Raw genomic sequence first — 22657 nt, 5'->3', positions numbered from 1 at the left:
TTCGATGAGTGAAACGTCGAAGAACATCATCACCGTCCGAGGACTTACAAAGTCCTACGGTGCAACCTCGGTCCTCAAAGGCGTCGACTTCTCCGTTGCTCGCGGGGAGGTTCATGCGCTGCTTGGCGGTAACGGCGCCGGCAAGTCGACGATGATCAAGATCATTACGGGTGCGGCCTCGAAGAATGATGGAGAGATCCGCTTCTTCGACAGCGACGGTAGCGAACGGAGCGAAGCCGAGGGCAGGGCGAAGGTTGCGGTCGTGCACCAGGAACTTGCGCTCCTGCCGCACCTGACCGTCGCCGAAAACATTATCCTGCCGCATCACAGGAGAGGTGCGGCCGTGTTTCGGCGTACGACCGCAGCGGGACAGGCCTACGACGCGCTGCGGATGATCGATCAGGACTTTGCCGCCAGGTCCTTACACAGCCTGGTTGGGAGCCTCAGCCTCCATGAAGCTCAGATGGTTGAAATCGCCAGGGCTCTTTCATCGGGTGCGAAATTGATCCTCCTCGACGAGCCGACTGCCAATCTCACAGCTCTAGAGACAGAGAGGCTGTTTGCGGTGCTGAGGCGCCTCACCCGGGATACCGGTCTGTCGGTCGTGTTCGTCTCGCACCGAATGAAGGAGATCAGGCACATCGCCAATGTCTGCACGATCATCCGCGACGGCCGCACGGTGGTCGATCGTCAGCCGATGGAAGACCTGACGGACGCCGGCATCATCGAAAGGATGGGGCAGGTGGCAGCCTCTCATGCACCGCAACGGGCGCCGCGGCCCGACTACCGGTCGGACGCCTCCGCTGCGACGGACACTATTGCCATCGAGGAGGCAGGTTTCAGGCTGGAACTGCAGCCAGGCACCGTGCTCGGCGTGGCCGGCGCACCGGCTGGACCGTCGGCACTGATCGAAGCGCTGACAGGTGCCGCCCGGAAGAAGCGATGGACGGTTGCGCGTGCGGGATGGCCGGACCAGCTCCGATCGCCGCGCAAGGCCGCCCGCCTGGGAGCGGGATATGTGACCGGCGATCGTGCACACAAGGGAGTCCTCCACAGTCTTCCGATCATCGATAACGTCATGGCGTCCCGCCGCGTGACAAAAGGCGCGCTCTTCGCCGGCGGCTCTGAAGGGGGCGAATGCCTCGATCTTCTGGAGGCCCTGAAGGTGAAGGCCGCTTCCGTCTGGGATCTGCCGAGCACGCTGAGCGGTGGCACGCAGCAGAAGCTGCTGCTTGCCCGCTGGCTGGGCGTGCCCTCCCGGCTGCTCGTCCTCGAGGAGCCAACCAGAGGCGTCGACATCGGAACCAAGCGAGAGATCTACCAGCTCATCAGACAGATGGCCGCTTCAGGCACAGTGATCGTCTGGTGGTCCACGGAAAATGCCGAACTGCTGGAAGTCTGCGACTGCATCATCGCCTTCGACACCGAGGGGCGGTGTGCCGGCGTGATGGACCGCGACGACTTCAGTGAAGAGAAACTTGTCACTTTGACTGGAATGGCCGCATGACTGGGACACGGGCACACATCGCGCCGACTGAGGCGCCGGCAACACAAATCAGACAGAGGGAAAGCCTCTTTAGCGTCTACAGGACGGAGATTGCGATCGCTCTCGCCATCGTGCTGCTGGCCCTTGCGGTCGGCTCGCAGGTTCCGCAGGCGCTCACCTGGGGCAACTTCGCCAATATCACGCAGGCCGGTGCGCCTCTTATCATCATGTCGCTGGGCGTCCTGCTTGTCGTCATCACCGGCGGTATCGACCTCTCCGTCGGCTCGGTCTTCTCCTTGACCGGCATGGTGACCGCGCAAGCGATGGCAAACGGGTTTGGCGGCATCTCGGCAAGCCTGATCGGCCTCGGCGTCGGACTTCTTTTCGGATCGATCAACGGCTTCTTCGTCACGATCGCCGGTCTGGCGCCCTTCGTCGTAACGCTCATCACCTTTGCCGTCGCCGGCTCGCTCGCCTTCATCGTCACCAACGGGCGCTCGATGCCGATCGGCGATCCGGACTTCTGGCTCCTCAACAGCGGCAGCCTGATACCCGGCGTTCCGAATTACATCCTCTTCTGCGTGGTCCTCCTGATCGCAATCGAACTCTTCCTGAAGAAGATGGTGGCAGGCCGCTGGTTCTATGCCGTCGGCAGCAGTTCGACGGCTGCCTATCTGCTTGGCATCCCGGTCAAGCGGACGAAATTCATGGCCTATGTCGCGTCGTCGCTGCTGGCATCGTTCTCCGGCCTCCTGACGATCTCCTACATTCTCAACGCCGAATCCACGGCTGGGTCGAGCCTGATGCTCCAAGCCATCGCGGCGGTCGTGATCGGCGGAGCAAGCCTGCTCGGCGGCACGGGCACCGCTGTCGGCGCTGTGCTGGGGGCTCTGACGATCACTGTCATCCAGAACGGCGTCAATCTCATCGGCATCAACAGCTTCTGGCAGGGGTCGGTCACCGGCATCGCCATTCTCATCGCGGTCCTCATCGACCGCTTCAGCAAGTCGCGGCGGGGCGCCGTTTGACATCAACCCGGCAAAGCCGGTTTTTGGAGGAGGAATGACAATGACAAAATCGATACGCGCAGTTGGCCTGTTTGCCGGCGTCGCAATGGCGGTCCTTTCACTTGCGGCGGCCGCCCAGGCGGGGGAGAAGAAGACAGTGGCATACCTGGCGCCGTCGCTTGACATCTCCTACTGGCAGTGGGTCGGCTACGGCGTGAAGGAAAAGGCTAAGGAACTCGGCATGGACTACGTCGAGTACACGTCGGAAAATTCGCCGGCCAAACAGATGGATAACGCCCGCACCGCCGTAACCAAGGGCGTCGACGCCATCGTGATCGGCCCCGTCAGCTCGACGAGCACGCCGCCGCTCCTCGCATATTTGAAATCGCAGAACATCCCGATCGCCTTCGCCGGCATCGGCCCGCAGCCCGGCCAGACAGACTACACGTCGTCGGTTACGGCAAACAATTATGAGACCGGCAAGGCGCAGGGCGAATTCGTCTGCAAGCTTGCCAAGGACCGCGGCGGCAACCAGGTCGGCATGCTCTCATTGCCGCAGGACCGCGAGAACGCCCAGAAATATCTGAAGGGTGCAGAAGAGGCGTTCAAGGCGAGCGGCTGCGATCTGGCGCAGATGCTGGAGACCAGGGGCCTTACCGTCAACGAGGCGGTCACGCAGTCCAATGACATGCTCACCGCCCATCCTGACATCAAGGCCATTTACGGCATGTATGATGAGGCCGGTACAGGTGCCGCGAAAGTGCTGCAGACCCGCGGTCTTAACGGCAAAATCGGCATTGCGGTTGCAGACGGCAGCCCGACGACGATCTCGCTGCTGAAGTCGAACGCCATCCAGGGCATCTTCTTCCAGGAGGCGGTCGGACAGGGAATCGACGGGACGCAGCAGGTGTTCAACGCGATCTCCGGTGCGCCGGTCAAGAAAGACCTCGCTCTCGTGATGCCGCTGGTGACGGCCGACAAAGTCGACTCGCCGGAAGCGAAAGCCGTCATCGCACGGGTGTTCCCGCCGGCCAACTAGGTGGTGCGGACGCCGGCTGTTCTGGCCGGCGTCCTTTTCGGCAATCTCTTGAAGGGCCACAGGCATGAAAGACCTCCCGATCATCGATCCGCATTTTCATCTGTGGGATCTCGACCACAACTACTATCCGTGGCTGTCGGACGGCGTGAAACCGTCTGCCTTCGGCGACTATACCGCCATCAACAAGACTTACCTCATCGACGACTTTCTGGCTGACGCGAAAAATCAGAACCTCGTAAAGGCAGTTCATCTTGACGTTGGATACGATCCTGAGGATCCGGCCGGTGAGACGCGGTGGCTGCAGGGCGTGGCCGACAAGCACGGTTTTCCTCACGGCATCGTCGGATATGCCGACTTTAGAAAGCCGGACGTCGGCGATCTCCTTGACGAGCACATGTCCTACGCGAATTTCCGCGGCATTCGGCAGTCGATGAACTACCACCAGGATCCTGCCAAGACTTATCTGACTGAATCTGGTGTTAGCCGGACGCCGGAGTGGCGCAGCGGTTTCAAGCAGCTTGCCCGACGGGGTCTCAGCTTCGACCTTCAGCTCTACTACTGGCAGATGGAAGAATTTCTCGATCTTGCCCGCGATTTTCCCGACGTGCAGATCATCCTGAACCACACGGGCATGCAGGTAGACGGGCCAAGCCATTTCGAGGAGTGGCGAAGTGGGATGCGCGTGCTTGCGCAGGCGCCCAATGTCGCCTGCAAAATCTCAGGTCTCGGAATGGGCGACTGGACCTGGACCGTCGAAAGCATCAGACCCTATGTCGAGGAGGCGATCGAAGCGTTCGGCATCGAGAGGTGCATGTTCGCTTCGAACTTCCCGGTCGACAAGCTGTTCGGCAGCTACGACAAGATCATGGACGCGTTCAAGTCCATCACCGCCAGCTATTCTCCAAACGAGCGCCTCGCACTTTTTCACGACAACGCAGCGCGCTTCTATCGGTTATAGCGGCCTCTCGGAGCCAGCGTAAGTGTCGGCCACTACCTGCACCCGACAGCGGCTAAACGCCAAGCCGCTAATGATGCAGTTCAATGCATTTCCATAAATACCTCTTATGCCAGCGGCGCTGACAGTTGCGGGGTCGACGGCTCTGGCACGGCGAGATGCTTCCGGGCCAGAGTCCGGCTTGTTGCTATGGGGTTCACGTTTTGGGCCAGGAAGATCGCATAATGGATCGAGTGGAATGTGCCTGACGGGGGCAGGCCCGACTATGCCGCTCTATCGATTTCCGGGATAAGCTCCAATTCGCTATGAAGTGCCATTTCTTCTGTCTTGAGGTTGAAGCTTGTCTGCATGTTCATCCAAAATTCCGGCGTTGTGCGGAAGTACTTTGCAAGGCGCAGTGCGGTATCCGTCGTAATCGGTGTTTGCTCCGCCGCTATACGTTCGATGCGCGTGCGAGGAACATTAAGCTTTTTCGCCAGTGCGCCGGCGCTCATGTTCAGAGGAAGTAGGTATTCCTCGCGGAGAATTTCGCCCGGATGGACCGGCGGAAGTATATGGGTCATCTCAAGCTCCCTGTGTGCCACGATAGGCCTTCAATGGTAGTCAACTATTTCGACGTCTTCGATACCGGCATCTGTCCATACGAAACAGATTCGCCACTGATCATTGATCCGGATCGAATGCTGGCCTTCCCTATTGCCCTTAAGGGCTTCTAATCGATTTCCCGGAGGAGAACGCAGGTCCTCAAGCACGGCAACGCTGTTCAGGATCGTCAATTTCCGAATGGCAGACCTCACGATGTCAGAAGGAAATCCTTTTGGTGCTTTGCCCCGCGCGACGGCTTCGGTTTTGGCGTCCTTGAATGACCTGATCACGTCTGGCTCTTAATAATTGTATCATATGGTGATACTGGTGAATGTCAATCAATATGTATCATTGCACGATACGGAGTCGCAACCGTGATCCTATCTACGCCATCCGGAAGTGGTCGATCGTCGGTTCGATTCTTCTCAAGGCGAAAAGCTCGTCCGCTGGTGGGCCGACATTGCGATTAACGCGCTCAACGGCGGCTTCGCACCCCCATGTCGGCCATTGAAACTAGCTCTGCCAATTCCTGAAAGCAGACGTTGCAGGCACGACGTTTTGGGGGTCGCGGTGGCACTAGAAGGGGGCGTTGGCGGCTTTCCCTAGGCAGATGTATTTCGTGGTCGACAAGCTGGCTCGTCTCCACTTTCGCGCGTTCCGCGCTCCCGTGGAAACACACCAACGTCACTTTGCCCATGGTGCCTATCGCTCTCGATGACTCGTGGATATGAGGAGTCGCTAAAACACTTACGATGGGCTATAGAAAGGCACCACTCAAACGTCACAATGGAGGAAGAGATGCCTTACGGGATAGTTCACCATTTTGCGGGTGGGACGAAGTCACAATACGAGGCTTCGATCGCTGCAGTGCACCCGGCGGGCGGCGCTCTGCCGAAGGGGCAGACCTTCCATGCCGCGGGACCGTCCGCGGGGGGCTGGACGATCGTTGCTATTCACGACTCTAAGGCGAGCTGGGAGGCGTTTCGCGATGGAATCTTGATGCCCGCGATGAGCAAGGGCATCAAGGGCGGCTTCACCTCGCCACCCCAGGAGACGGCGTTCGAAGTCGATAGCGTTCACAAGAGCTAACCAGGGTCTCTCGCCATCCCGAACTCAGATGCCCAACCTCGACGCAATCGCGAATTGGGCGATCTCTAACGATTGCGATCGCCGACCCGGTTCAATGGTCAGTCGGCGCTCACGTCGCGGACATGCATGGATCGCCGACCTTCGAACAGTCGAGCGTAGCGTTGCTGACATCGCGCAGGCCTACACTCGCTCTCAATAATGTCTGCCTTTCGTGAGAGGGACCACGCGCCGAGAGTCTGCTCTGGGTCAGATCGAGACCAAAAGTGTGTCGACCAAACACCCGCTTCTGCCATGCGGACGCCGAAATCTGCCCGACCGCTTCCGGCCCCAATCCCACCACGCTAAATATTTGGCTTGTCTAACGAATTTTGTCGCAATGAAAGCTTGTAATAGCAGGGTCGCCGGTTCTTATCCCTTCAAGGCGAGCCAATTCGCCGCGTTCAACCATGTAGCCGCGCCCGTTCGTCTGAACTATTCTGAAACCGGAACGAACATGCCGAGCTTAAGGTCCTTCAGGACAACATTGGTATGAATGCGCTTGATCTGGGGATTCTCGGACATCAGATTGGCCGTGAGCTCGTCATAGTGCTCGACATCGCGCGCGGTGATGATGGCGACCAAGTCGACCGCGCCGGTCACATAGTAGACCTGTTGGATATGCTCCTGCTTGGCCAGCCAGACCCGGAACTTGGATAGTGCGTCGTAGTTCTCGCGTTCAATCTCCATGCCTGCGATGAATGTCATGGGATTACCGACAGCCTTGCGGTCGACAAGTGCAATCTCGGCGGTGATGATGCCGCAATCACGCAACCGCTTGAGGCGCCGCTGCACCGCTGACGCGGAGAGTCCCATAAGGTCGCCGATCGCCTCAGCCTTTATCTGGCAATCGAGCTGGATGATGCCGAGAATTTTGCGGTCATAAGAGTCAATTGGTTCCATGGTGTCATTCCTTCGCCCTAGTTCGGACGCATCATATGCATAGTTTGCGCGGCGAAGCCGCAGAATCCCGGCGATCTATGCGGCCATTATTTTCAATCTGCCGATTTCGGATGGATGCTGCGCAATTGTGGCCGGCGCAGTGCAGACCGGCCAATCTTTTGGTCGTTCTGCGGGCTTCCGGCTGACTCTCTGCGCCTTCATGCTGTTCCCATCACTCAAGATGAGGAACCGACATGGTACAATACAACATCGCGCTTATCGGATTTGGTGGAGTCAACCGCGCTCTTGCCCAGCTTGTCGCCGAGCGGAACGAGCAATGGCAGGCGGAGCTTGGCTTTCGGCTCAACATCGTTGCCGTCACCGACCTCGATCTCGGTTCGGTCGTCTCGGCTAACGGTATCGATGCGCGCATGCTCGTCGAGACGAAATTCGAAAGAGGCGGCTTCGCCAAGCTGTCTGGCGGATCAGCCGAGGCCGACAATGAGAAGGTCATCCGGCACGCACCTGCCGACATCATTGCGGAAGCCACCTTCACTAACCCCGATGATGGTGAACCGGCCGTTTCCCATTGCCGCTGGGCGCTTGAGAGCGGCAAGCACGTCGTGACAACGAACAAGGGGCCGGCTGCGCTTGCGGCGGCCGAACTGAAAATGCTCGCTCGGCGCCACCATGTCGCTTTCGAATACGAAGGAGCGGTGATGAGCGGAACACCGGTCATCCGCATGGCGAAAACCACACTTGCCGGCGCGTGCCTCACTGGTTTCGAAGGTATCCTCAACGGCACCTCGAATTACGTTTTGGGTCGCACGGAGGCGGGGCTTGGCTTTTCCGCAGCTGTGAGCGAGGCGCAGGCGATGGGTTATGCCGAGGCCGATCCGACTGCAGACGTCGAGGGTTACGATGTGCGGCTCAAGGTGGTCATCCTGGCGAATGAACTGCTGGGTGGCGCGCTCAAGCCGGCCGATGTGTCTTGCAAGGGAATCTCGTCGCTTACCGCATCCGACATCGAGGCCGCCGCTAAGGACGGCTGCCGCTGGAAGTTGATCGGCTCAGCCTCCCGCAATGAGAACGGCCGGATCGAAGCCTCCGTGGCACCGCGCCGCCTCGCCCTCGACCATCCGCTCGCAGGGGTAAGCGGGGCCACCAATGCGATTTCATTCCGGACCGATTTGCTTGGCGCCGTTACCGTTACCGGTCCGGGAGCCGGGCGCGTCGAGACGGCCTATGCGCTTCTCTCGGATATTATCGCCATCCACCGTGCCGAACCGGCCTACACGACGAAGGAAGCCGCAGAATGACCGCAGCGAAGCACCTGATCGCTCAGCGTGAGGACGGGATCGACGTTCTGAACCCCTATGACGGCTCGCTTGTCGGGCGCGTAATGGTGAGCGACCCCGACGATGTCGACGCACTTCTAACCCGCGCGAGACAGGGAACGGCGCTGTCGCGCGCACTGCCCCGGCATCGCAGGGCGGCCATTCTGGAAAAGGCTGCAAGGCTAGTCGACGAGCAAAGCGAGGACTTCGCCCGCACCATTGTCCGCGAGGCGGGCAAGACGATCGTACAGGCACGTAAGGAGACGTTGCGCTGCGTCAATACACTGAAGCTCTCTGCGGAGGAGGCCAAGCGCAATGCCGGAGAGATCGTTCCGTTCGATGCCTACGCGGGCTCGGAGGCGCGTCAGGGTTGGTTTACCAGGGAACCACTCGGGATCATCGCCGCAATCACGCCGTACAACGACCCCCTGAACCTCGTCGCGCACAAACTCGGCCCCGCAATTGCCGGGGGCAATGCGGTCCTTTTGAAGCCTTCCGAGCTTGCGCCGTTTTCGGCCCTCAAGCTGGTCGAGACATTGATTAAAGCAGGCCTGCCGGAAGCAATCGTCACCGTGGCAATCGGTGGTGCGGAGCTAGGGCACGCAATCGTTTCGGCCCGGGATGTTCGGATGGTGTCGTTTACCGGTGGGTTTGCGACAGGGGAGGCGATCTCCCGGTCCGCCGGCTTGAAGAAACTTGCCATGGATCTCGGCGGCAACGCGCCGGTCATCGTGATGGCAGACTGCAATATCGGCAAGGCGGTAGAGGGATGCGTTTCCGGAGCCTACTGGGCGGCTGGCCAAAACTGCATCAGCACACAACGCATCCTCGTTCAGGCCGCCTGCTATGACCGCTTTCGTGACGCCTTCGTGGCCGGAACCGCAAGGGTTGTCGCCGGCGATCCGAGTTCTGAGGGGACGGACGTCGGGCCGATGATTTCGGAGGCTGCGGCCGAGCGGGCGGAGGTTGCTGTCGATGAGGCGATCAGTGGCGGTGCGCGGCTTCTTTGCGGGCACCAGCGCAAGCGCGCAATCTACAGTCCGACAGTCCTCGAGAGTGTTCCGCATGACGGCCGGCTCTGGCGGGAGGAAATCTTTGCGCCGGTGGTTATGCTCGAACGTTTCGAGACGCTTAGGGACGCGATCCGTCTGGCCAACGAGCCCGACTACAGCCTCCACGCGGGAATTTTCACGGACAATCTCGCTGACGCGCTGGAGGCGGCTGCCGGCATAGAAGCCGGCGGAGTCATGATCAACGACTCCTCGGACTATCGTTTCGACGCCATGCCCTTTGGAGGCTTCAAGCATGGCAGCATGGGACGCGAGGGCGTGCGTTTTGCCTACGAGGATATGACGCAGCCGAAAGTAATCTGCATCAACCGCGCCTGACGTGCGGAGACTCTGCAAAAAATCTCGCAATCGTGCAGGCTAAACTCTCAAATGCGACAAACTGCGCGGCCAAGCTGTGCGGGTTAGCGATAAGCTAAGGAAAAACAAGTCGCTCAGACGTGGGGAACGAAGTGAATGATGACCGATGATTCCTACGCGCTACGCGTGGATGACGTGCATAAGAGCTACGGCTCCCATGAAGTGCTGAAGGGAATTTCCCTTGCAGCGAGAAAGGGCGATGTGATCTCGCTGATCGGTTCCTCCGGTTCTGGCAAGAGCACATTTCTGCGCTGCATTAACTTTCTGGAGATTCCCGATCGCGGCCGCTTCGTCATCAATGGTGAGGAAGTGCTGATGAAGGCCGAAAGGGAGGGCAAGGTCCATCCCGCCAACTGGCGGCAGGTGGAGCGCATTCGCACCGGCCTAGGCATGGTCTTTCAAAGTTTCAACCTCTGGGCCCACATGACCGTGCTGGAGAATGTGATCGAAGCGCCAGTGCATGTCCTGGGCACCAGTCGCAGGGAAGCCATAGAGAAGGCGGAGGCCCTACTGCACAAGGTCGGCCTTTACGAAAAGCGCGACGCCTATCCGGCTTTCCTGTCAGGCGGCCAGCAGCAGCGCGCTTCCATCGCGCGAGCGCTCTGTATCGAGCCCTCGGTGATGCTGTTCGACGAACCGACATCGGCGCTTGATCCCGAACTTGTCGGGGAGGTGCTCAAGGTTATCCGCAATCTGGCCGAAGAGGGCCGCACGATGCTGCTGGTCACGCATGAGATGAAATTTGCCCGCGACGTTTCGAATAACGTGATGTTCCTCCATCGCGGCCGCGTGGAGGAAGAGGGCACGCCAGAACAGATTTTCGGCAATCCGTCTAGCGAGCGTTGCCGTGAGTTCACCAGTGCATCGCGTCACTAACGCTACACGCTTCAATATAAAAAAGGGGAATGAACGTGAAAACTGCAATCTATCTCGCTGCCGGAGTTGCGCTCCTTGTCTCTGCCGTGGCCGCACATGCTGAGGTTCGCTTCGGCATCATGAATGAAGCCTATCCGCCGTTCTTTGCCAAGGACGCAAGCGGCAAATGGGTCGGCTGGGAAGTCGATATGATGAATGCCGTCTGCGCCGAGATGAAGGAGAGCTGCTCCATCGTCGACATGTCCTGGGATGGCCTAATTCCCGGTCTTCAATCCAAGAAGTTCGACGTCATCTGGTCATCGATGTCAATCACCGACGAACGCGAGAAGACCATCGCATTCACGGACAAATATTACAATACGCCAAGCAAGCTGATCGGCGCCGAAGGTGCCAAGCCTGGTACGACTGTCGCCGATGTTAGCGGCAAGACGATCGGCATACAGGTCTCTACGATCCAGTCGGATTACTATAAGAAGTACTATGCGGGCGCGGCATCCGAGAAGACCTACGCCACGCTCGACGAGGCATTCCAGGATCTTGCTGTCGGCCGCATCGACTATGTTTTCGGCGATTCCATTCCGCTGATGGCGTTCATCCATTCCGACTTCGGCAAAGGCTGCTGCTCCGACATGGGTAACGTCAAAGACGATCCGGCTATTCTTGGACGGGGGATCGGTGGTGGCTTGCGCAAGGAAGATACGGAACTCCTCGCCAAGCTGAACTCAGCCATCGCCGCTGCTAGGGCTAGTGGAAAATACGCCGAGATCTCCAAGAAGTATTTCGACTTCGACCCCTACGGCGAGTGATCGCGATGAGGCGGGAGCCACCGCAGCCTCCCGCTTCATCCATCCCTCAAGATCCTAATGTCGAGTCGACGCGGCCTTGATGGGTCGCTCAGGAGCATTTCTCCATGCAGACAAATCCATCCATCGTGGAACTGCTTTCCCCCTATCCGCCAGGATGGGGCGGGGCGCTGCTTTCAGGCGCGCTATCAACCATCCTGATCTCACTGGGTGCCTATTTCCTTGGCATTGTCATCGGACTCGCAGGTTCGGCCGGAAAGCTCAAAGGCGGCCGTGCCATCCTCGTGATTTTGGACTTCTATACAACCGCCATGCGCGCCGTGCCGGAGCTGATCTTGATCATCGGCCTCTATTATGCGGGCACCGATGGCATCAACAGACTGCTTTCGGCGCTGGGCTTCCCGCCGGTCGAGGTCAATGGGTTCCTTGCCGCCGTCGCGGTGCTAGGGATCGTGCAGGGCGCTTATGTGACGGAAGTGCTGCGCGGCGCTATTCTCGCAATCCCCGTCGGTCAGATCGAGGCTGCCAGTGCTATCGGTATGGGGCCCTGGCTCCGGTTCCGGCGCATCGTGCTGCCGGCGCTGATGCCGAATGCCTTGCCGGGCCTAACCAATCTGTGGATGTCGGTGACAAAGGACAGCGCACTGATTGCCGTCGTAGGTTACCAGGAACTGGCACTCGCCACGCGGCTCGCCGCCGGCAACACCAAGCACTATTTCCTGTTCTTTTTTGCTGCCGCCGTCATCTACCTGATGATCACCCTCTTCTCCAATGTCGTGTTCGGCAGTCTTGAGGCCTATTTCCGGCGCGGACAGCCGAAAGCAGCTTGAGGAGCGAATGATGGATTTTTCGTGGATTTTCAACTCCTGGCCGCTGATCGTCGCTGGTGCAATCCAGACCTTGCTCCTACTCGTCATTTCAGTGGTCTTCGGCTTCATCCTGGCGATCGGTCTTGCGCTCGCGCAAGTGAATGGCCCCGTGTGGTTGCGGGGCTGTGCAAAGGCTTATTGCACCAGTTTTCGCGGTACGCCGCTACTGATTCAGCTTTGGCTGCTCTACTACGGTGTCGGATCGCTGCTGCCAATGATTCCCGGTCTGCGCACCAGCTTTCTCTGGCCAATCGTGCGCGAAGGCTTCTTCTTCGCCGCGGTCAGCTTCACGCTCAATTATGCGGCTTATGAAGCCGAGGTGCTGCGCGGCGCGCTGCTTGCCGTGCCGAAAGGTGAACTGGAGGCGGGACGCGCCTTCGGCATGAGCCGCTGGACGCTTCTGCGCCGCATCTGGCTGCCGCGGGCGATCCGCATCGCACTACCGACCATCGGGGGTGAAGTGGTGCTGCAGCTGAAAGCGACACCGCTTGCTTTCACAGTCACGGTGATGGATCTCTACGCGGTCGCCTACAAGGTCAGACAGGACACGTTGCTCGTCTACGAGCCCCTGATCATCGTCACCGTTTTCTATGTCTGTCTCACCCTCGTCATCACGCGCGCATTCCGCCTCGTCGAATTGCAAGTGCCGATACGACGCTAAGGGTAACCCCCGTAATTTTCTGGAGATTGCAATGTTCAAAGGATCAATCACGGCGCTGGTCACGCCGGCCTTATGGCCTGACAGGCTCAATCGCCCGCAAATTGACCCTTCTCCGCCAGGTTTCTGCGTCGATTACGCGGAGCGGCACCATGTTTTTAGAATTCTGATGAACCAAATGCAGAGGACCCTATGACCGCAGCCAACCTCTCACATCTTCCGGTCCAAGACTCCGACGTCAGCAAGAGAGCTCCCGTGGCTAGCCAATGTCTGAGCCGCGACACTCTGGCACTCAGCGGCGGGCTCCTGGTCGATCCCGCGACGAAAGCGATCGCGCCGAATATCTCCATGTCCGTCAACAACGTGCTGATGCCGGGCGAAGGCTCCTTTTCGGCGGATGGCGTGGATGACCTCACGGCGCTTCCCTTTCTATATGCGCGCTGGACCAATCCCACTGTGCGTCAGCTGGAACAGCGGATGGCCGCGCTCGAGGGCGCCGACGATGCGGTGGCCACATCGACCGGCGTCGCTGCGATCGGCGCCACATTCCTGACGTTCCTTAAGACCGGCGATCATCTGATCATCAGCGATGTCTGCTATGCCGGCGCCAACGAACTTGCGCGGCGAATATTGCCGGATTACGGCATCGAGGTGACACCGGTAAACATGTCCAGGCCGCACGAGGTAGCGGCCGCCTTCAGGCCCAACACAAAGCTGGTCCATTGCGAAAGTCCCTGCAATCCGATCCTGCGCCTCACCGATCTTTCTGCCATTGCTGGACTTGTTCGCAGCCACGGTGCGTTGATGTCGGTCGACTCGACGCTGGCCACGCCCGTCGCCACACAGCCACTATCGTTGGGCGCAGACCTCGTCATTCATTCGCTGACCAAGTTCATCAACGGCCATGGCGATGCGCTCGGCGGCGTTGTCTGTGGGCGCAAGGATCTCGTGGAGAAGATCCGCTCGCGCGCTGGTGTCTATCTCGGGGCGTCCATGCCTGCCATGAATGCCTGGCTCATCATGCGTGGCATCGACACGCTATTTCCCCGCCTGCGGACAATCTCTGCGACAGGTACAAAGGTGGCGACCTTTTTGGAAGGTCATCCGGCTGTAACGGCCGTGACCTATCCGGGCCTAGCCTCTCACCCCCAGCACGATCTGGCGAAACGGCAGATGGAGGTGTTCGGCGGCATCGTGACCTTCCAGGTAAAGGAGCCAGGTAGAATGGCTTTGCAGCTTGCCGAGCGCCTCAAGGTGGCCCATTACGCCTTTTCGCTTGGCCACCAGCGCTCGATCGTGGTGCTGCTCGATACAGACGAAATGATGTCCACGACCTATCAGCTCGCCAGCGACCAACTCGAGGACTATCGACGCTTTGCCGGCGACGGCGTGTTCCGCCTTTCGGTGGGGCTAGAGGCGCCCGGCGATCTGATCCGCGATCTCGATCAGGCCCTTACGGGCTGAATGGCGGCGCAAGAGGAGGAATCTATGGCAAAATTGCGCGTTGAGACCGATCTTCTGGGGCAGCGGCAATTGCCGGCCGATGCATTGATAGGGATCCATACGCTGCGGGCGGCGGAAAATTTCGATGTCTCGGGCATCACACTCCAGGATTTTCCGGCATTTGTGCAGTCCCTGGCGATGGTGAAGAAAGCGGCAGCCGCGACCAATCTGGAGCTCGGGTTGATCGAGCCCATTATAGCCCAGGCAATCGGCCGGGCTTGCGACAGGCTGATCGGCGGCGAGATCCTGGTGCCGCATTTTCCTGTAGACATGATGCAGGGCGGCGCGGGAACCTCGACCAACATGAATGTCAACGAGGTGATTGCCAATTTGGCGCTCCTTGAATTTGGCCAGCCGGCCGGCAAGTACGACACGGTCAATCCCAACGACCACGTAAACCTCTCTCAGTCGACCAACGACGTCTACCCGACGGCGATCCGCCTAGCCGTGCTGCGGGAGGCAGAAACACTGCTTGGTGCGCTGCGTGCTCTCGTCGCCGCTTTTCGACGGAAGGGCGCTGCTTTTTCGGATATAGTAAAGGTTGGCAGGACACAACTTCAGGACGCTGTGCCAATGTCTCTTGGCCAGGAGTTCGAAGCTTTCGCCGAAACGCTGGAGGAGGATGTTGCCCAAATCCTCGGCGCAGCCGAACTGATGCGAGAGGTCAATCTCGGCGGCACGGCGATCGGCACCGGCTTGAACGCACCAGCGGGTTTTTCCGCTGCCGCCTGCGCGCACCTATCCGAAATTTCCGGCATCATGGTCCGTCCTGCGCGCAACCTCGTTGAGGCCACGGCGGATACAGGCGCTTTCGTCTCGGTCTCGGGTACGCTCAAGCGTATGTCAGTAAAGCTGTCGAAGGTGTGCAACGACCTTCGCCTCCTGTCGAGTGGCCCGCGCGCGGGCTTCGGCGAAATTCGTCTTCCGGCTATGCAGGCAGGTTCGTCCATCATGCCGGGCAAGGTCAATCCGGTGATCCCGGAGATGATGAACCAGATCGGCTTTCAGGTGATCGGCAATGATCTGACGGTCACGCTCGCTGCCGGTGCCGGCCAGCTCCAATTGAACGCGATGGAACCTGTGATCGCGCTCAATCTACTGCAATCCATGCAAATGCTAGCGAAAGGCATGGATACGCTTCGCACACGCTGCATCGACAATATCGAGGCGGATGCGGAACGCTGCCGAACGCTTCACAACGGCTCTCTTGTTCTCGCTGCCTCACTCAACCCTTTCGTCGGCTATGCCAGGGCTGCGACGCTCGCGCGCAATGCGCTCGCAGAGGGTATCGGGTTGCGCGAGGCGGTCGAGCGCGATGGCGCTCTCACCCCTGAACAGATCGATGCGATCTTCGGCACGAGCACGGTCAGCGTTCTCGGCACAGTGCAAGGCTGACGGGGAGGGCGCCATGGCAGTTTTTACGGACCTTTCGGAAATCGATTGCGCGCGGATCGCGACGACCTATCGACTTGGCCGATTGACATCGGTGATCGGCATTGCCGATGGCGATGCCGAAACCACCTTCCTTTTCCGTGCTGACCGCGGCGAGTTCATCGTGACGGTGTTCGAAGGTGCCCCCGACCCGTGTGATCTCGAGAGTGCCTTCCGCACGATGGAGACGCTCGCGGCCGCTGGCGTTCCTTGTCCCGCGACCTTCCGTACTGACGCTGGCGCTGCGACGATGACGTTATCAGGCAAACTGGTGGCGGTCGTCGGCTTTGTGCCGGGCTCCCGGCCAAGCGAGCTAACGTCAGCAAAAAGCCGCGCGCTCGGAAACTGCACTGCACGCATTCACCGAACGCTGGCGGCTTCCGTGGCCGGCAGCCGGCGCGGCCTACCAAAGGGGGCAGTGCATGGTGCTCTCAATCGCGACAATGTCTTCTTCCTCGGCGAGGAAGTCAGCGGCGTGATCAATTTCCGCCTGCGTCATGATGACCTTCTGATCGCGGAACTGGCGCAAGTACTACTGCATTGGACCGCCCGCGCGGACGGAACGCTCGATGGTGGGCTCGCGGGCGCATTGCTCGCCGGATATGAAGACGTTCGCTCTCTGAGTGAGAACGAACGGCAGGCTCTGCCGGCCTTCGTCATGGCCGCGACCGCAACCTCACTTGCGCAGGATGACAGGATTGCCGATCTAGAAGCTTCGGCACATCGGGCATTCGCCTCCGCCATGGCTTTTGCCAAGGGGACGCACTCATGAAGCGCGTTCTCGACCGGTCTGATGAGCGCATTCTCGCGGAGTTGACCCGCAATAGCCGCATCCCGTACGCGGAACTGGCCGAGAAAATCAGCCTGTCCCGCAATGCCGTGCGCCAGCGCATCGAGCGGCTAGAGCGCGATGGCCTCATCCAGGGCTACACGATTGTCGCGGGCGAGGGAAAGCCACGCGCCTCGAACATTGCAGCGATGATCTTCATCTATCGCCACGATCGCATGCGCGGTGGCGACGTCATCCAAGCGCTGAAGCGCGTGCCGGAAGTCGTCTCCTGCGACGTTATGAGCGGGGAATTCGACCTTGTCGTCCGGGTGGAGGCGAGTGCGGCGGACCGCGTCCGCGAAATCTGGCAGGACGTGTCGACCTTGCCCGGTGTACGCGACACGCTGACGGCATTCGCGCTGTCTTCGATGATCAAGCGCTGACCAAGAAAAAAAGATAGTTTATGAGATGGTCAGAACTCTCAGCGGCGAAAGTCGCGAACGCGTCCGATTCGGCGGGAAGACCAGGTTTTTTCAGCATTTGAGGACGGCGCCGGTTCAGATCCCATCAAGGCGAACGAGACCAGCCCCATTCGACGGCGCATATTGCAGCTAGCAAGATCGCCTCGATGCGATGCGCCGCGGGGATTAAAAACACAGTACTCCCATCTTGCGATACTCACCTTCGTTCCACATCGTTCCGGCGACAGCTAAGCTGCCGCTACAGTCCGATCGCGCTCCCTGAACTGGGGCGCTCGTGAAGATACCCTAAAGCGGCCAACGACTTCGCTTAGGAGACGCACCTCGTCCCACAAAGAGGCGCTCGCCGCAGTCATTTCTTCCACCATCACGGTATTTGCCTGAGTGAAGTGCTCCATCTGGTTCAACGCAGCACTTATTCCTTTCAAGCCTGAAGACTGTTCTTGAGCGGATGTCGAGATTTGCTGAACGCTGGCGTTGATATCCAAGATCTGAGTGGTGATGCGCGCCAGCGCGTCTCCGGCGCCTGCCACCCGTTCGACACCCTCTTTGACCTCGACGGCGGAAGCACCAATCAGCGCTTTGATTTCCTTTGCGGCGATCGCTGAGCGCTGAGCAAGCTCGCGCACCTCCTGAGCGACTACGGCAAATCCTTTGCCGGCCTCACCGGCTCGAGCTGCCTCTACACCGGCGTTCAAAGCCAAAAGATTTGTCTGGAAGGCAATTTCATCGATCACACCAGTAATCCGGGTGATCTCCAGCGATGAGCGGCTGATATTTTCCATAGACGAGATCGCTTGCCCTACGATCTCACCAGTGTTCTTGGCATTTTCGGTTGCGGCTCGGACACTTGTTGACGCGGAGCGTGCGTTGGTTGCGCTTGCCTGAACTTGCTCTGTCAGTTCCGTCATTCCCGCGGCGGTTTCCTCAAGTCCGGAGGCCTGCATTTCGGTTCGGCGAGAAAGGTTGTCGGAGCTGCTGCTGATCGTGTCGACGCCAGCGCTGATGTGGCACACGCTATTATTTACGGTTGCGATCGTTTGCTCCAGACTTTCCAGCGCGGCATTGAAATCGAGCTGCAATTTCCGGTATTCCCCGGGAAACTCCTCGGTGATCCGGCAAGTCAGGTTGCCGGCCGACAGATCGCCAAGAGCTCGGCCAACCGTGCCGACGATCCTGCGCTGCAGGTTTATTGCATCGATGCGCGCCGCCTCGGCGTCGGACCGTTCTTTTGCTGCGATTTGGCGCGTAGCTTCTGACTCGGCCTCAGTGGTCTTGGCATTGATCAGAGCTTTTCGAAGTTTCTCGAGCGCCGTCGCAGCTCCACCAATCTCGTCAGATCGTGATTGATCACTTGGCGATGCACTGAAATCTTCAATGGCCAATCTCTCGATTGTGCCAATCAAGCGGCCAAGCGGACGCTGAATCATTGCTCTAATCGTAAGATAAAGAGTTCCGGCGATGGCCATCAACACGACTATGCCGGCGCCTACCAGCAGCGTGATTTGCTGACGCGCTGCTGAAGTTATCACTGTGGTGGGAACGTCGACGCACACCACCCAACTGGTATTGAGGCCTGGAACATGAAAAGGAAACAAGATGCGGCTGTACGATGTTTCGTCAAGTTCAACGTCCGCCACTACGACGAGTTCTTGATTAGACAACACCTGTTGTACGTCTTCCGAACCGGGACCATCGTAACCTTTGGTGATGAGATCGGGATTTGGGGCAACGATCCATTTCCCTGACTGAGAAATCAATCGAACGCGGCCAGAACCAAACGGCCGCAAGTCGGAGAGCTTTTTCGACAGCGCCGTAAGGTCGATGTCCGTGCCGGTAACACCGATCAACTTACCTGAAGACAGGACCGGATAAGAGATGCTGGCAAGCAAGAAGGAGCCATTCTTGTCGGTCCACACATATGGTTCCGTTAGATATCCTTTGCGCGATTTTGCTGCCACCCGATAATATTCGCCGGTGTAGTCGAGTGAGACCGGCGCCATCGATAGGCTATCTCCGCTTCGGGTCCAGGTTGGCGAAAACGCACCATCTTCGGCAGTGCCAAGCTTGGCGTCGCCCTTATGCTCAGATGCTTTGCCGTCGAAGGCATTCGGCTCTTCCATGAACCAACTGCTCAGTACGATTTTGGATCGCGCGTTCGCACGAAGTATGTCGATCACCGCCGATCGATTCAGATAGTCCTTTTCTCGTCCTTGACCGATGACTTCCGCCATCGTGGCGGTGGGCGCCGCAAGCTGTCCTAGCTCGGCTGATATCTCATTTGCGACCTTGGAAGCTTCAAGCCTCGCCTGCTGAAGCGTCAGTTCCGCAATGCGGTTGCCGATTGCGTAGACCAGCAGCGTATTTGCAAGCACGAGAACCACCGTGATCGAAATGACGGTGACCCCAATGACCTTGAAGATAAGTGATTTCCTCGCGCTCTGTTTCATGTCCCCGACTCCCCGCGATACCAGACTGTCGGATCATAACGCGGCTGTATTAACGAACGATTGTTAATGTCGGCACCGACCGAACGCACATTTTGGGGGGCAACGAGTTGGAAGCATGTTATGAGCAATCGTTCATGATGTTCTGATCAATGACTTGTGCGCTGGGTCATCTACTCTCGGGATAGCTAGGCTATCGCAGGATGACGCGCCGTCAGGGAACCTTCGGTCTTCCGGTGAGCTGTTCAACAAACCATTCGGCTGCGACGCGACTGGAGCGCTCGAAAAGGTCGGTGTACGGCGCGAAATGACCGCCAGCCAGAACCTCCAAAGCTTTCGGCTCCCCGGCCCGGTCAAACGCGTCCAATGCCAGGTCGGTTGGGGTGAGGTGGTCGTTTTCCGCAACGATCATCAGCAGTGGCGTCGGGCTGATTAGTCTGACAAAAGCACCGGGCTCGTTTGCCCTTGCCAATTCAAGACTCCGCAGCGTCACCTGGGGGTTCCAATTTTCCGCCATTGTCCGAGAACGGCTAAAATACTCGTAGCTGTCGGCCCCGGGTAAAGCGCACGGTCGTTCGGGATCGCTCGTCACGACGTCAACATATGCGCTCCCCTTACCAAGCACCCGAGCTATACGATCGTCCGCGAGACTTTTCCTCAGTTGCACAGCTTGCGGGGATGTCGCGCGGCGAACGGCAACTTTTGATCCACTGATTGTCGGAACCTGGGCGACCACTGCTTTTACACGCCGATCCTGAGCCGCGACCACCAGAACATGTCCGCCGCTGTAGCTCGTACCCCATAGGCCGACACGCTCTGGGTCTGGGCCGTCCAGAGTTTGGACAAAGGTTATGGCGTCGCGATAGCCCCGCCGCTGTCGTTCCGGATCAACTTCGTATCGCGGTTCACCTTCGCTCTCGCCGAAGCATCCGTGATCATAAACCAGCGCCCCCAACCCGTGTGCGGCAAATACCTCGGCGTATCTGTCGAGATATTGCTCTTTCACGGCCGAAAACCCGTGACTTAAGATGACCGTCGGAAAGGAAAAGGCGTCTTTCGTTGGCCTATAGAACCAGCCCCGTAGTCTGTCTCCCTCTGACCAGAAAGTCACGTCCTCACGCATTCTTCACTCCATTCATGCAGATCTTGGTCCGTTGGATGGTCATCCGCAGGTACCTAAAGCGCACGCTCGAGTTCCGGCAGGGAGTCGAACAGATCGGCGACGAGGCCGTAGTCGGCGACCTGGAAGATCGGCGCCTCCTCGTCCTTGTTGATGGCGACGATCACCTTCGAATCCTTCATGCCGGCCAGATGCTGGATGGCACCGGAGATACCGCAGGCGATATAGAGATCGGGTGCCACCACCTTGCCGGTCTGGCCGACCTGCCAATCGTTGGGGGCATAGCCGGCATCGACGGCGGCGCGCGAGGCGCCGACGGCGGCACCGAGCTTGTCGGCGACCGGCAGGATGACTTCCTGGAACTTCTCGGCAGAGCCGAGCGCACGGCCGCCGGAGATGATGATCTTGGCCGAGGTGAGCTCTGGCCGGTCGGAGGCCGAGAGCGCATCCGTGACGAAGGTCGAGAGACCGGACGAAAGAGCTGCCGTCGAGATCTCCTCGACGGCAGCAGATGGGCCTTGGGAGGCCGGGGAAAAGGAAGCAGTACGCACCGTGATGACTCGTCTGGCATCAGTAGCCTGAACGGTCTGGATGGCATTGCCGGCATAGATCGGCCGCTTGAAAGTGTCGGCGGAGACAACTTCGATGATCTCCGACACCTGTGCGACATCGAGGAGGGCGGCGACGCGCGGCATGACGTTCTTGCCGGTCGAGGTCGCAGCCGCAATGATCGTGTCATAGCTGCCCGCCAGCGAAACGATCAGGTCGGCGAGCGGCTCGGCGAGATTGTTGGCCAGCGCATCGCTTTCGGCGAGCAGAACGTTGGAGACGCCTGCGAGCTTGGCAGCGGCATCGGCAGCCGGCTTGGCGCCCTTGCCGGCGACCAGCACGTGCACGTCGCCGCCAATCTTGGAAGCGGCCGTCAGTGCCTTGGCGGTCTGGTCGGAAAGGGTTGCGTTGTCGTGGTCAGCCAGAAGAAGAATGGCCATGGTCGTTATCCTTTCTCGAACCTTAGAGGACGCCGGCTTCGGTCTTGAGCTTCTCGACGAGCTCGGCAACCGACTTGACCTTGACGCCAGCCTTGCGGCCGGACGGCTCCTCGGTCTTCAGCACCTTGAGGCGCGGCTCGGTGGAGACGCCGAAGTCAGCCGGGCTCTTCTTGTCGAGCGCCTTCTTCTTTGCCTTCATGATGTTCGGCAGCGAGGCGTAGCGCGGCTCGTTGAGGCGCAGGTCGGTGGTGACGACTGCCGGGAGCTTGACGTCGATCGTCTGCAGGCCGCCGTCGACTTCGCGGGTCACGGTTGCCTTGCCCCCAGGGCCACTACCTTCAATCTCGATCTTCGAGGCGAAGGTCGCCTGTGCCGTGCCGAGCAGGGCTGCCAGCATCTGGCCGGTCTGGTTCGAGTCGTCGTCGATTGCCTGCTTGCCGACAATCACGAGGCCCGGCTGTTCGGCGTCTGCGACGCCCTTGAGGATCTTGGCGACGGCGAGTGGCTCGACGGCATCGTCGGTCTCGACGAGAATGGCGCGATCCGCACCCATGGCGAGCGCCGTGCGCAGCGTTTCTTCAGCCTTGGCCGGCCCGATCGACACGACCACCACTTCCTCGGCCTTGCCGGCTTCCTTCAGACGCAGCGCCTCTTCGACCGAAATCTCGTCGAACGGGTTCATCGACATCTTCACATTGGCGAGCTCAACACCCGTGCCATCCGGCTTCACACGGATCTTCACGTTGTAGTCGACGACGCGCTTTACTGTGACGAGAACTTTCACCTTCGCAGTCTCCGTTTCGAATGGTTTGGGGAAATGGTGAGCAATGGGCCTGCTTGGCAGGGTTGGCAAACCGCGGTGCAACGCCT

At 59.3% G+C, this 22657-nt stretch carries 22 protein-coding genes; 15 read left to right on the top strand and 7 right to left on the bottom strand.

The annotated features are described in order from the left end of the window. Window positions 1-4: 4 nt before the first annotated feature. The 4 genes from AMC88_RS31155 to AMC88_RS31140 all read left to right on the top strand — a co-directional run bounded on the left by AMC88_RS31155 (window position 5) and on the right by AMC88_RS31140 (window position 4490). Window positions 5-1507, top strand: coding sequence for a sugar ABC transporter ATP-binding protein (locus tag AMC88_RS31155; RefSeq protein ID WP_004670111.1), 1503 nt, complete (start codon window positions 5-7; stop codon window positions 1505-1507). After that, complete coding sequence (locus AMC88_RS31150) at window positions 1504-2514, top strand: ABC transporter permease (RefSeq protein ID WP_037113453.1); 1011 nt, start codon at window positions 1504-1506, stop codon at window positions 2512-2514. Before AMC88_RS31155 ends, AMC88_RS31150 begins: the two co-directional genes overlap by 4 nt. 40 nt (window positions 2515-2554) lie before the next feature. Next, window positions 2555-3532 carry a substrate-binding domain-containing protein gene (locus tag AMC88_RS31145; protein ID WP_064820402.1) on the top strand — a complete coding sequence of 326 codons (978 nt, stop codon included), beginning with the start codon at window positions 2555-2557 and terminating at the stop codon, window positions 3530-3532. Between the two features lie 64 nt (window positions 3533-3596). Then, the gene (locus tag AMC88_RS31140; RefSeq protein WP_004670117.1) at window positions 3597-4490 is read left to right on the top strand and encodes an amidohydrolase family protein; all 894 of its coding nucleotides are present in this window, start codon (window positions 3597-3599) and stop codon (window positions 4488-4490) included. 260 nt (window positions 4491-4750) lie between these two features. Here the strand turns inward: AMC88_RS31140 and AMC88_RS31135 are convergent, their stop codons facing one another. Continuing rightward, entirely contained in the window at window positions 4751-5050 is a 300-nt protein-coding gene (locus AMC88_RS31135; RefSeq protein WP_037144436.1) for a HigA family addiction module antitoxin, read from the bottom strand. Window positions 5051-5080: 30 nt separating this feature from the next. Further along, complete coding sequence (locus AMC88_RS32885; RefSeq protein ID WP_037113455.1) at window positions 5081-5362, bottom strand: type II toxin-antitoxin system RelE/ParE family toxin; 282 nt, start codon at window positions 5360-5362, stop codon at window positions 5081-5083. 508 nt (window positions 5363-5870) lie between these two features. Here AMC88_RS32885 and AMC88_RS31130 point away from each other — a divergent pair. Continuing rightward, the gene (locus AMC88_RS31130; RefSeq protein ID WP_037113457.1) at window positions 5871-6161 is read left to right on the top strand and encodes a hypothetical protein; all 291 of its coding nucleotides are present in this window, start codon (window positions 5871-5873) and stop codon (window positions 6159-6161) included. Between the two features lie 471 nt (window positions 6162-6632). Here the strand turns inward: AMC88_RS31130 and AMC88_RS31125 are convergent, their stop codons facing one another. Then, entirely contained in the window at window positions 6633-7100 is a 468-nt protein-coding gene (locus tag AMC88_RS31125; RefSeq protein ID WP_004670133.1) for an Lrp/AsnC family transcriptional regulator, read from the bottom strand. Window positions 7101-7333: 233 nt separating this feature from the next. Here AMC88_RS31125 and AMC88_RS31120 point away from each other — a divergent pair, with 233 nt between their 5' ends. From AMC88_RS31120 to AMC88_RS31075, 10 genes are all read left to right on the top strand, one after another. Next, window positions 7334-8398, top strand: coding sequence for a homoserine dehydrogenase (locus AMC88_RS31120; RefSeq protein WP_064820401.1), 1065 nt, complete (start codon window positions 7334-7336; stop codon window positions 8396-8398). After that, on the top strand, window positions 8395-9804 hold the full coding sequence (locus AMC88_RS31115) for an aldehyde dehydrogenase family protein (RefSeq protein WP_064820400.1): 1410 nt from the start codon (window positions 8395-8397) through the stop codon (window positions 9802-9804). Before AMC88_RS31120 ends, AMC88_RS31115 begins: the two co-directional genes overlap by 4 nt. A 135-nt stretch (window positions 9805-9939) precedes the next feature. Further along, window positions 9940-10719: an ABC transporter ATP-binding protein gene (locus AMC88_RS31110; RefSeq protein ID WP_004670142.1), complete on the top strand. Its 780-nt coding sequence runs from the start codon at window positions 9940-9942 to the stop codon at window positions 10717-10719. A gap of 29 nt (window positions 10720-10748) precedes the next feature. After that, a complete protein-coding gene (locus AMC88_RS31105) occupies window positions 10749-11525 on the top strand; it encodes a transporter substrate-binding domain-containing protein (RefSeq protein ID WP_004670144.1) in 777 nt (258 codons plus the stop codon). A gap of 104 nt (window positions 11526-11629) precedes the next feature. Next, window positions 11630-12352: an ABC transporter permease gene (locus AMC88_RS31100; RefSeq protein ID WP_064820399.1), complete on the top strand. Its 723-nt coding sequence runs from the start codon at window positions 11630-11632 to the stop codon at window positions 12350-12352. A 10-nt stretch (window positions 12353-12362) separates the two neighbouring features. Continuing rightward, entirely contained in the window at window positions 12363-13052 is a 690-nt protein-coding gene (locus AMC88_RS31095) for an ABC transporter permease (protein WP_064820578.1), read from the top strand. Between the two features lie 189 nt (window positions 13053-13241). Next, window positions 13242-14513 (top strand): trans-sulfuration enzyme family protein, encoded by a 1272-nt coding sequence (locus AMC88_RS31090; RefSeq protein ID WP_064820398.1) that lies wholly within the window; start codon window positions 13242-13244, stop codon window positions 14511-14513. 24 nt (window positions 14514-14537) lie between these two features. Further along, window positions 14538-15947: an aspartate ammonia-lyase gene (locus tag AMC88_RS31085; RefSeq protein ID WP_037113458.1), complete on the top strand. Its 1410-nt coding sequence runs from the start codon at window positions 14538-14540 to the stop codon at window positions 15945-15947. Between the two features lie 13 nt (window positions 15948-15960). Next, window positions 15961-16755: a phosphotransferase gene (locus tag AMC88_RS31080; RefSeq protein WP_037113459.1), complete on the top strand. Its 795-nt coding sequence runs from the start codon at window positions 15961-15963 to the stop codon at window positions 16753-16755. Beyond that, on the top strand, window positions 16752-17195 hold the full coding sequence (locus tag AMC88_RS31075; protein ID WP_004670157.1) for an Lrp/AsnC family transcriptional regulator: 444 nt from the start codon (window positions 16752-16754) through the stop codon (window positions 17193-17195). The genes AMC88_RS31080 and AMC88_RS31075 overlap by 4 nt, the downstream gene beginning before the upstream one ends. Before the next feature lie 266 nt (window positions 17196-17461). On the opposite strand, the gene AMC88_RS31070 is transcribed toward AMC88_RS31075, so the two are convergent. The 4 genes from AMC88_RS31070 to AMC88_RS31055 all read right to left on the bottom strand — a co-directional run bounded on the left by AMC88_RS31070 (window position 17462) and on the right by AMC88_RS31055 (window position 22571). Continuing rightward, entirely contained in the window at window positions 17462-19681 is a 2220-nt protein-coding gene (locus AMC88_RS31070) for a methyl-accepting chemotaxis protein (RefSeq protein ID WP_004670160.1), read from the bottom strand. Between the two features lie 211 nt (window positions 19682-19892). After that, a complete protein-coding gene (locus tag AMC88_RS31065) occupies window positions 19893-20801 on the bottom strand; it encodes an alpha/beta hydrolase (RefSeq protein WP_037113460.1) in 909 nt (302 codons plus the stop codon). A 53-nt stretch (window positions 20802-20854) separates the two neighbouring features. Then, window positions 20855-21787 (bottom strand): electron transfer flavoprotein subunit alpha/FixB family protein, encoded by a 933-nt coding sequence (locus AMC88_RS31060; protein ID WP_037113461.1) that lies wholly within the window; start codon window positions 21785-21787, stop codon window positions 20855-20857. Between the two features lie 22 nt (window positions 21788-21809). Further along, window positions 21810-22571, bottom strand: coding sequence for an electron transfer flavoprotein subunit beta/FixA family protein (locus tag AMC88_RS31055; RefSeq protein ID WP_037113462.1), 762 nt, complete (start codon window positions 22569-22571; stop codon window positions 21810-21812). Window positions 22572-22657 lie beyond the last annotated feature (86 nt).

This window comes from Rhizobium phaseoli (assembly GCF_001664385.1).
Classification (GTDB): Bacteria; Pseudomonadota; Alphaproteobacteria; order Rhizobiales; family Rhizobiaceae; genus Rhizobium; species Rhizobium phaseoli.
The sequence above is the reverse complement of the archived record's forward strand: the minus strand, read 5'-3'. Positions and strand labels throughout refer to the sequence as shown.

Excerpts from the sequence above, each read along its gene's own strand:
- AMC88_RS31110 (WP_004670142.1), top strand. The coding sequence starts at position 9,940 with ATGATGACCGATGATTCCTACGCGCTACGCGTGGATGACGTGCATAAG.
- AMC88_RS31085 (WP_037113458.1), top strand. The coding sequence starts at position 14,538 with ATGGCAAAATTGCGCGTTGAGACCGATCTTCTGGGGCAGCGGCAATTG.
- AMC88_RS31155 (WP_004670111.1), top strand. The coding sequence starts at position 5 with ATGAGTGAAACGTCGAAGAACATCATCACCGTCCGAGGACTTACAAAG.
- AMC88_RS31145 (WP_064820402.1), top strand. The coding sequence starts at position 2,555 with ATGACAAAATCGATACGCGCAGTTGGCCTGTTTGCCGGCGTCGCAATG.
- AMC88_RS31120 (WP_064820401.1), top strand. The coding sequence starts at position 7,334 with ATGGTACAATACAACATCGCGCTTATCGGATTTGGTGGAGTCAACCGC.
- AMC88_RS31090 (WP_064820398.1), top strand. The coding sequence starts at position 13,242 with ATGACCGCAGCCAACCTCTCACATCTTCCGGTCCAAGACTCCGACGTC.
- AMC88_RS31060 (WP_037113461.1), bottom strand. The coding sequence starts at position 21,787 with ATGGCCATTCTTCTTCTGGCTGACCACGACAACGCAACCCTTTCCGAC.
- AMC88_RS31125 (WP_004670133.1), bottom strand. The coding sequence starts at position 7,100 with ATGGAACCAATTGACTCTTATGACCGCAAAATTCTCGGCATCATCCAG.
- AMC88_RS31075 (WP_004670157.1), top strand. The coding sequence starts at position 16,752 with ATGAAGCGCGTTCTCGACCGGTCTGATGAGCGCATTCTCGCGGAGTTG.
- AMC88_RS31150 (WP_037113453.1), top strand. The coding sequence starts at position 1,504 with ATGACTGGGACACGGGCACACATCGCGCCGACTGAGGCGCCGGCAACA.
- AMC88_RS31100 (WP_064820399.1), top strand. The coding sequence starts at position 11,630 with ATGCAGACAAATCCATCCATCGTGGAACTGCTTTCCCCCTATCCGCCA.
- AMC88_RS31115 (WP_064820400.1), top strand. The coding sequence starts at position 8,395 with ATGACCGCAGCGAAGCACCTGATCGCTCAGCGTGAGGACGGGATCGAC.
- AMC88_RS31135 (WP_037144436.1), bottom strand. The coding sequence starts at position 5,050 with ATGACCCATATACTTCCGCCGGTCCATCCGGGCGAAATTCTCCGCGAG.
- AMC88_RS31065 (WP_037113460.1), bottom strand. The coding sequence starts at position 20,801 with ATGCGTGAGGACGTGACTTTCTGGTCAGAGGGAGACAGACTACGGGGC.
- AMC88_RS31130 (WP_037113457.1), top strand. The coding sequence starts at position 5,871 with ATGCCTTACGGGATAGTTCACCATTTTGCGGGTGGGACGAAGTCACAA.
- AMC88_RS31095 (WP_064820578.1), top strand. The coding sequence starts at position 12,363 with ATGGATTTTTCGTGGATTTTCAACTCCTGGCCGCTGATCGTCGCTGGT.
- AMC88_RS31080 (WP_037113459.1), top strand. The coding sequence starts at position 15,961 with ATGGCAGTTTTTACGGACCTTTCGGAAATCGATTGCGCGCGGATCGCG.
- AMC88_RS31105 (WP_004670144.1), top strand. The coding sequence starts at position 10,749 with ATGAACGTGAAAACTGCAATCTATCTCGCTGCCGGAGTTGCGCTCCTT.
- AMC88_RS31070 (WP_004670160.1), bottom strand. The coding sequence starts at position 19,681 with ATGAAACAGAGCGCGAGGAAATCACTTATCTTCAAGGTCATTGGGGTC.
- AMC88_RS31140 (WP_004670117.1), top strand. The coding sequence starts at position 3,597 with ATGAAAGACCTCCCGATCATCGATCCGCATTTTCATCTGTGGGATCTC.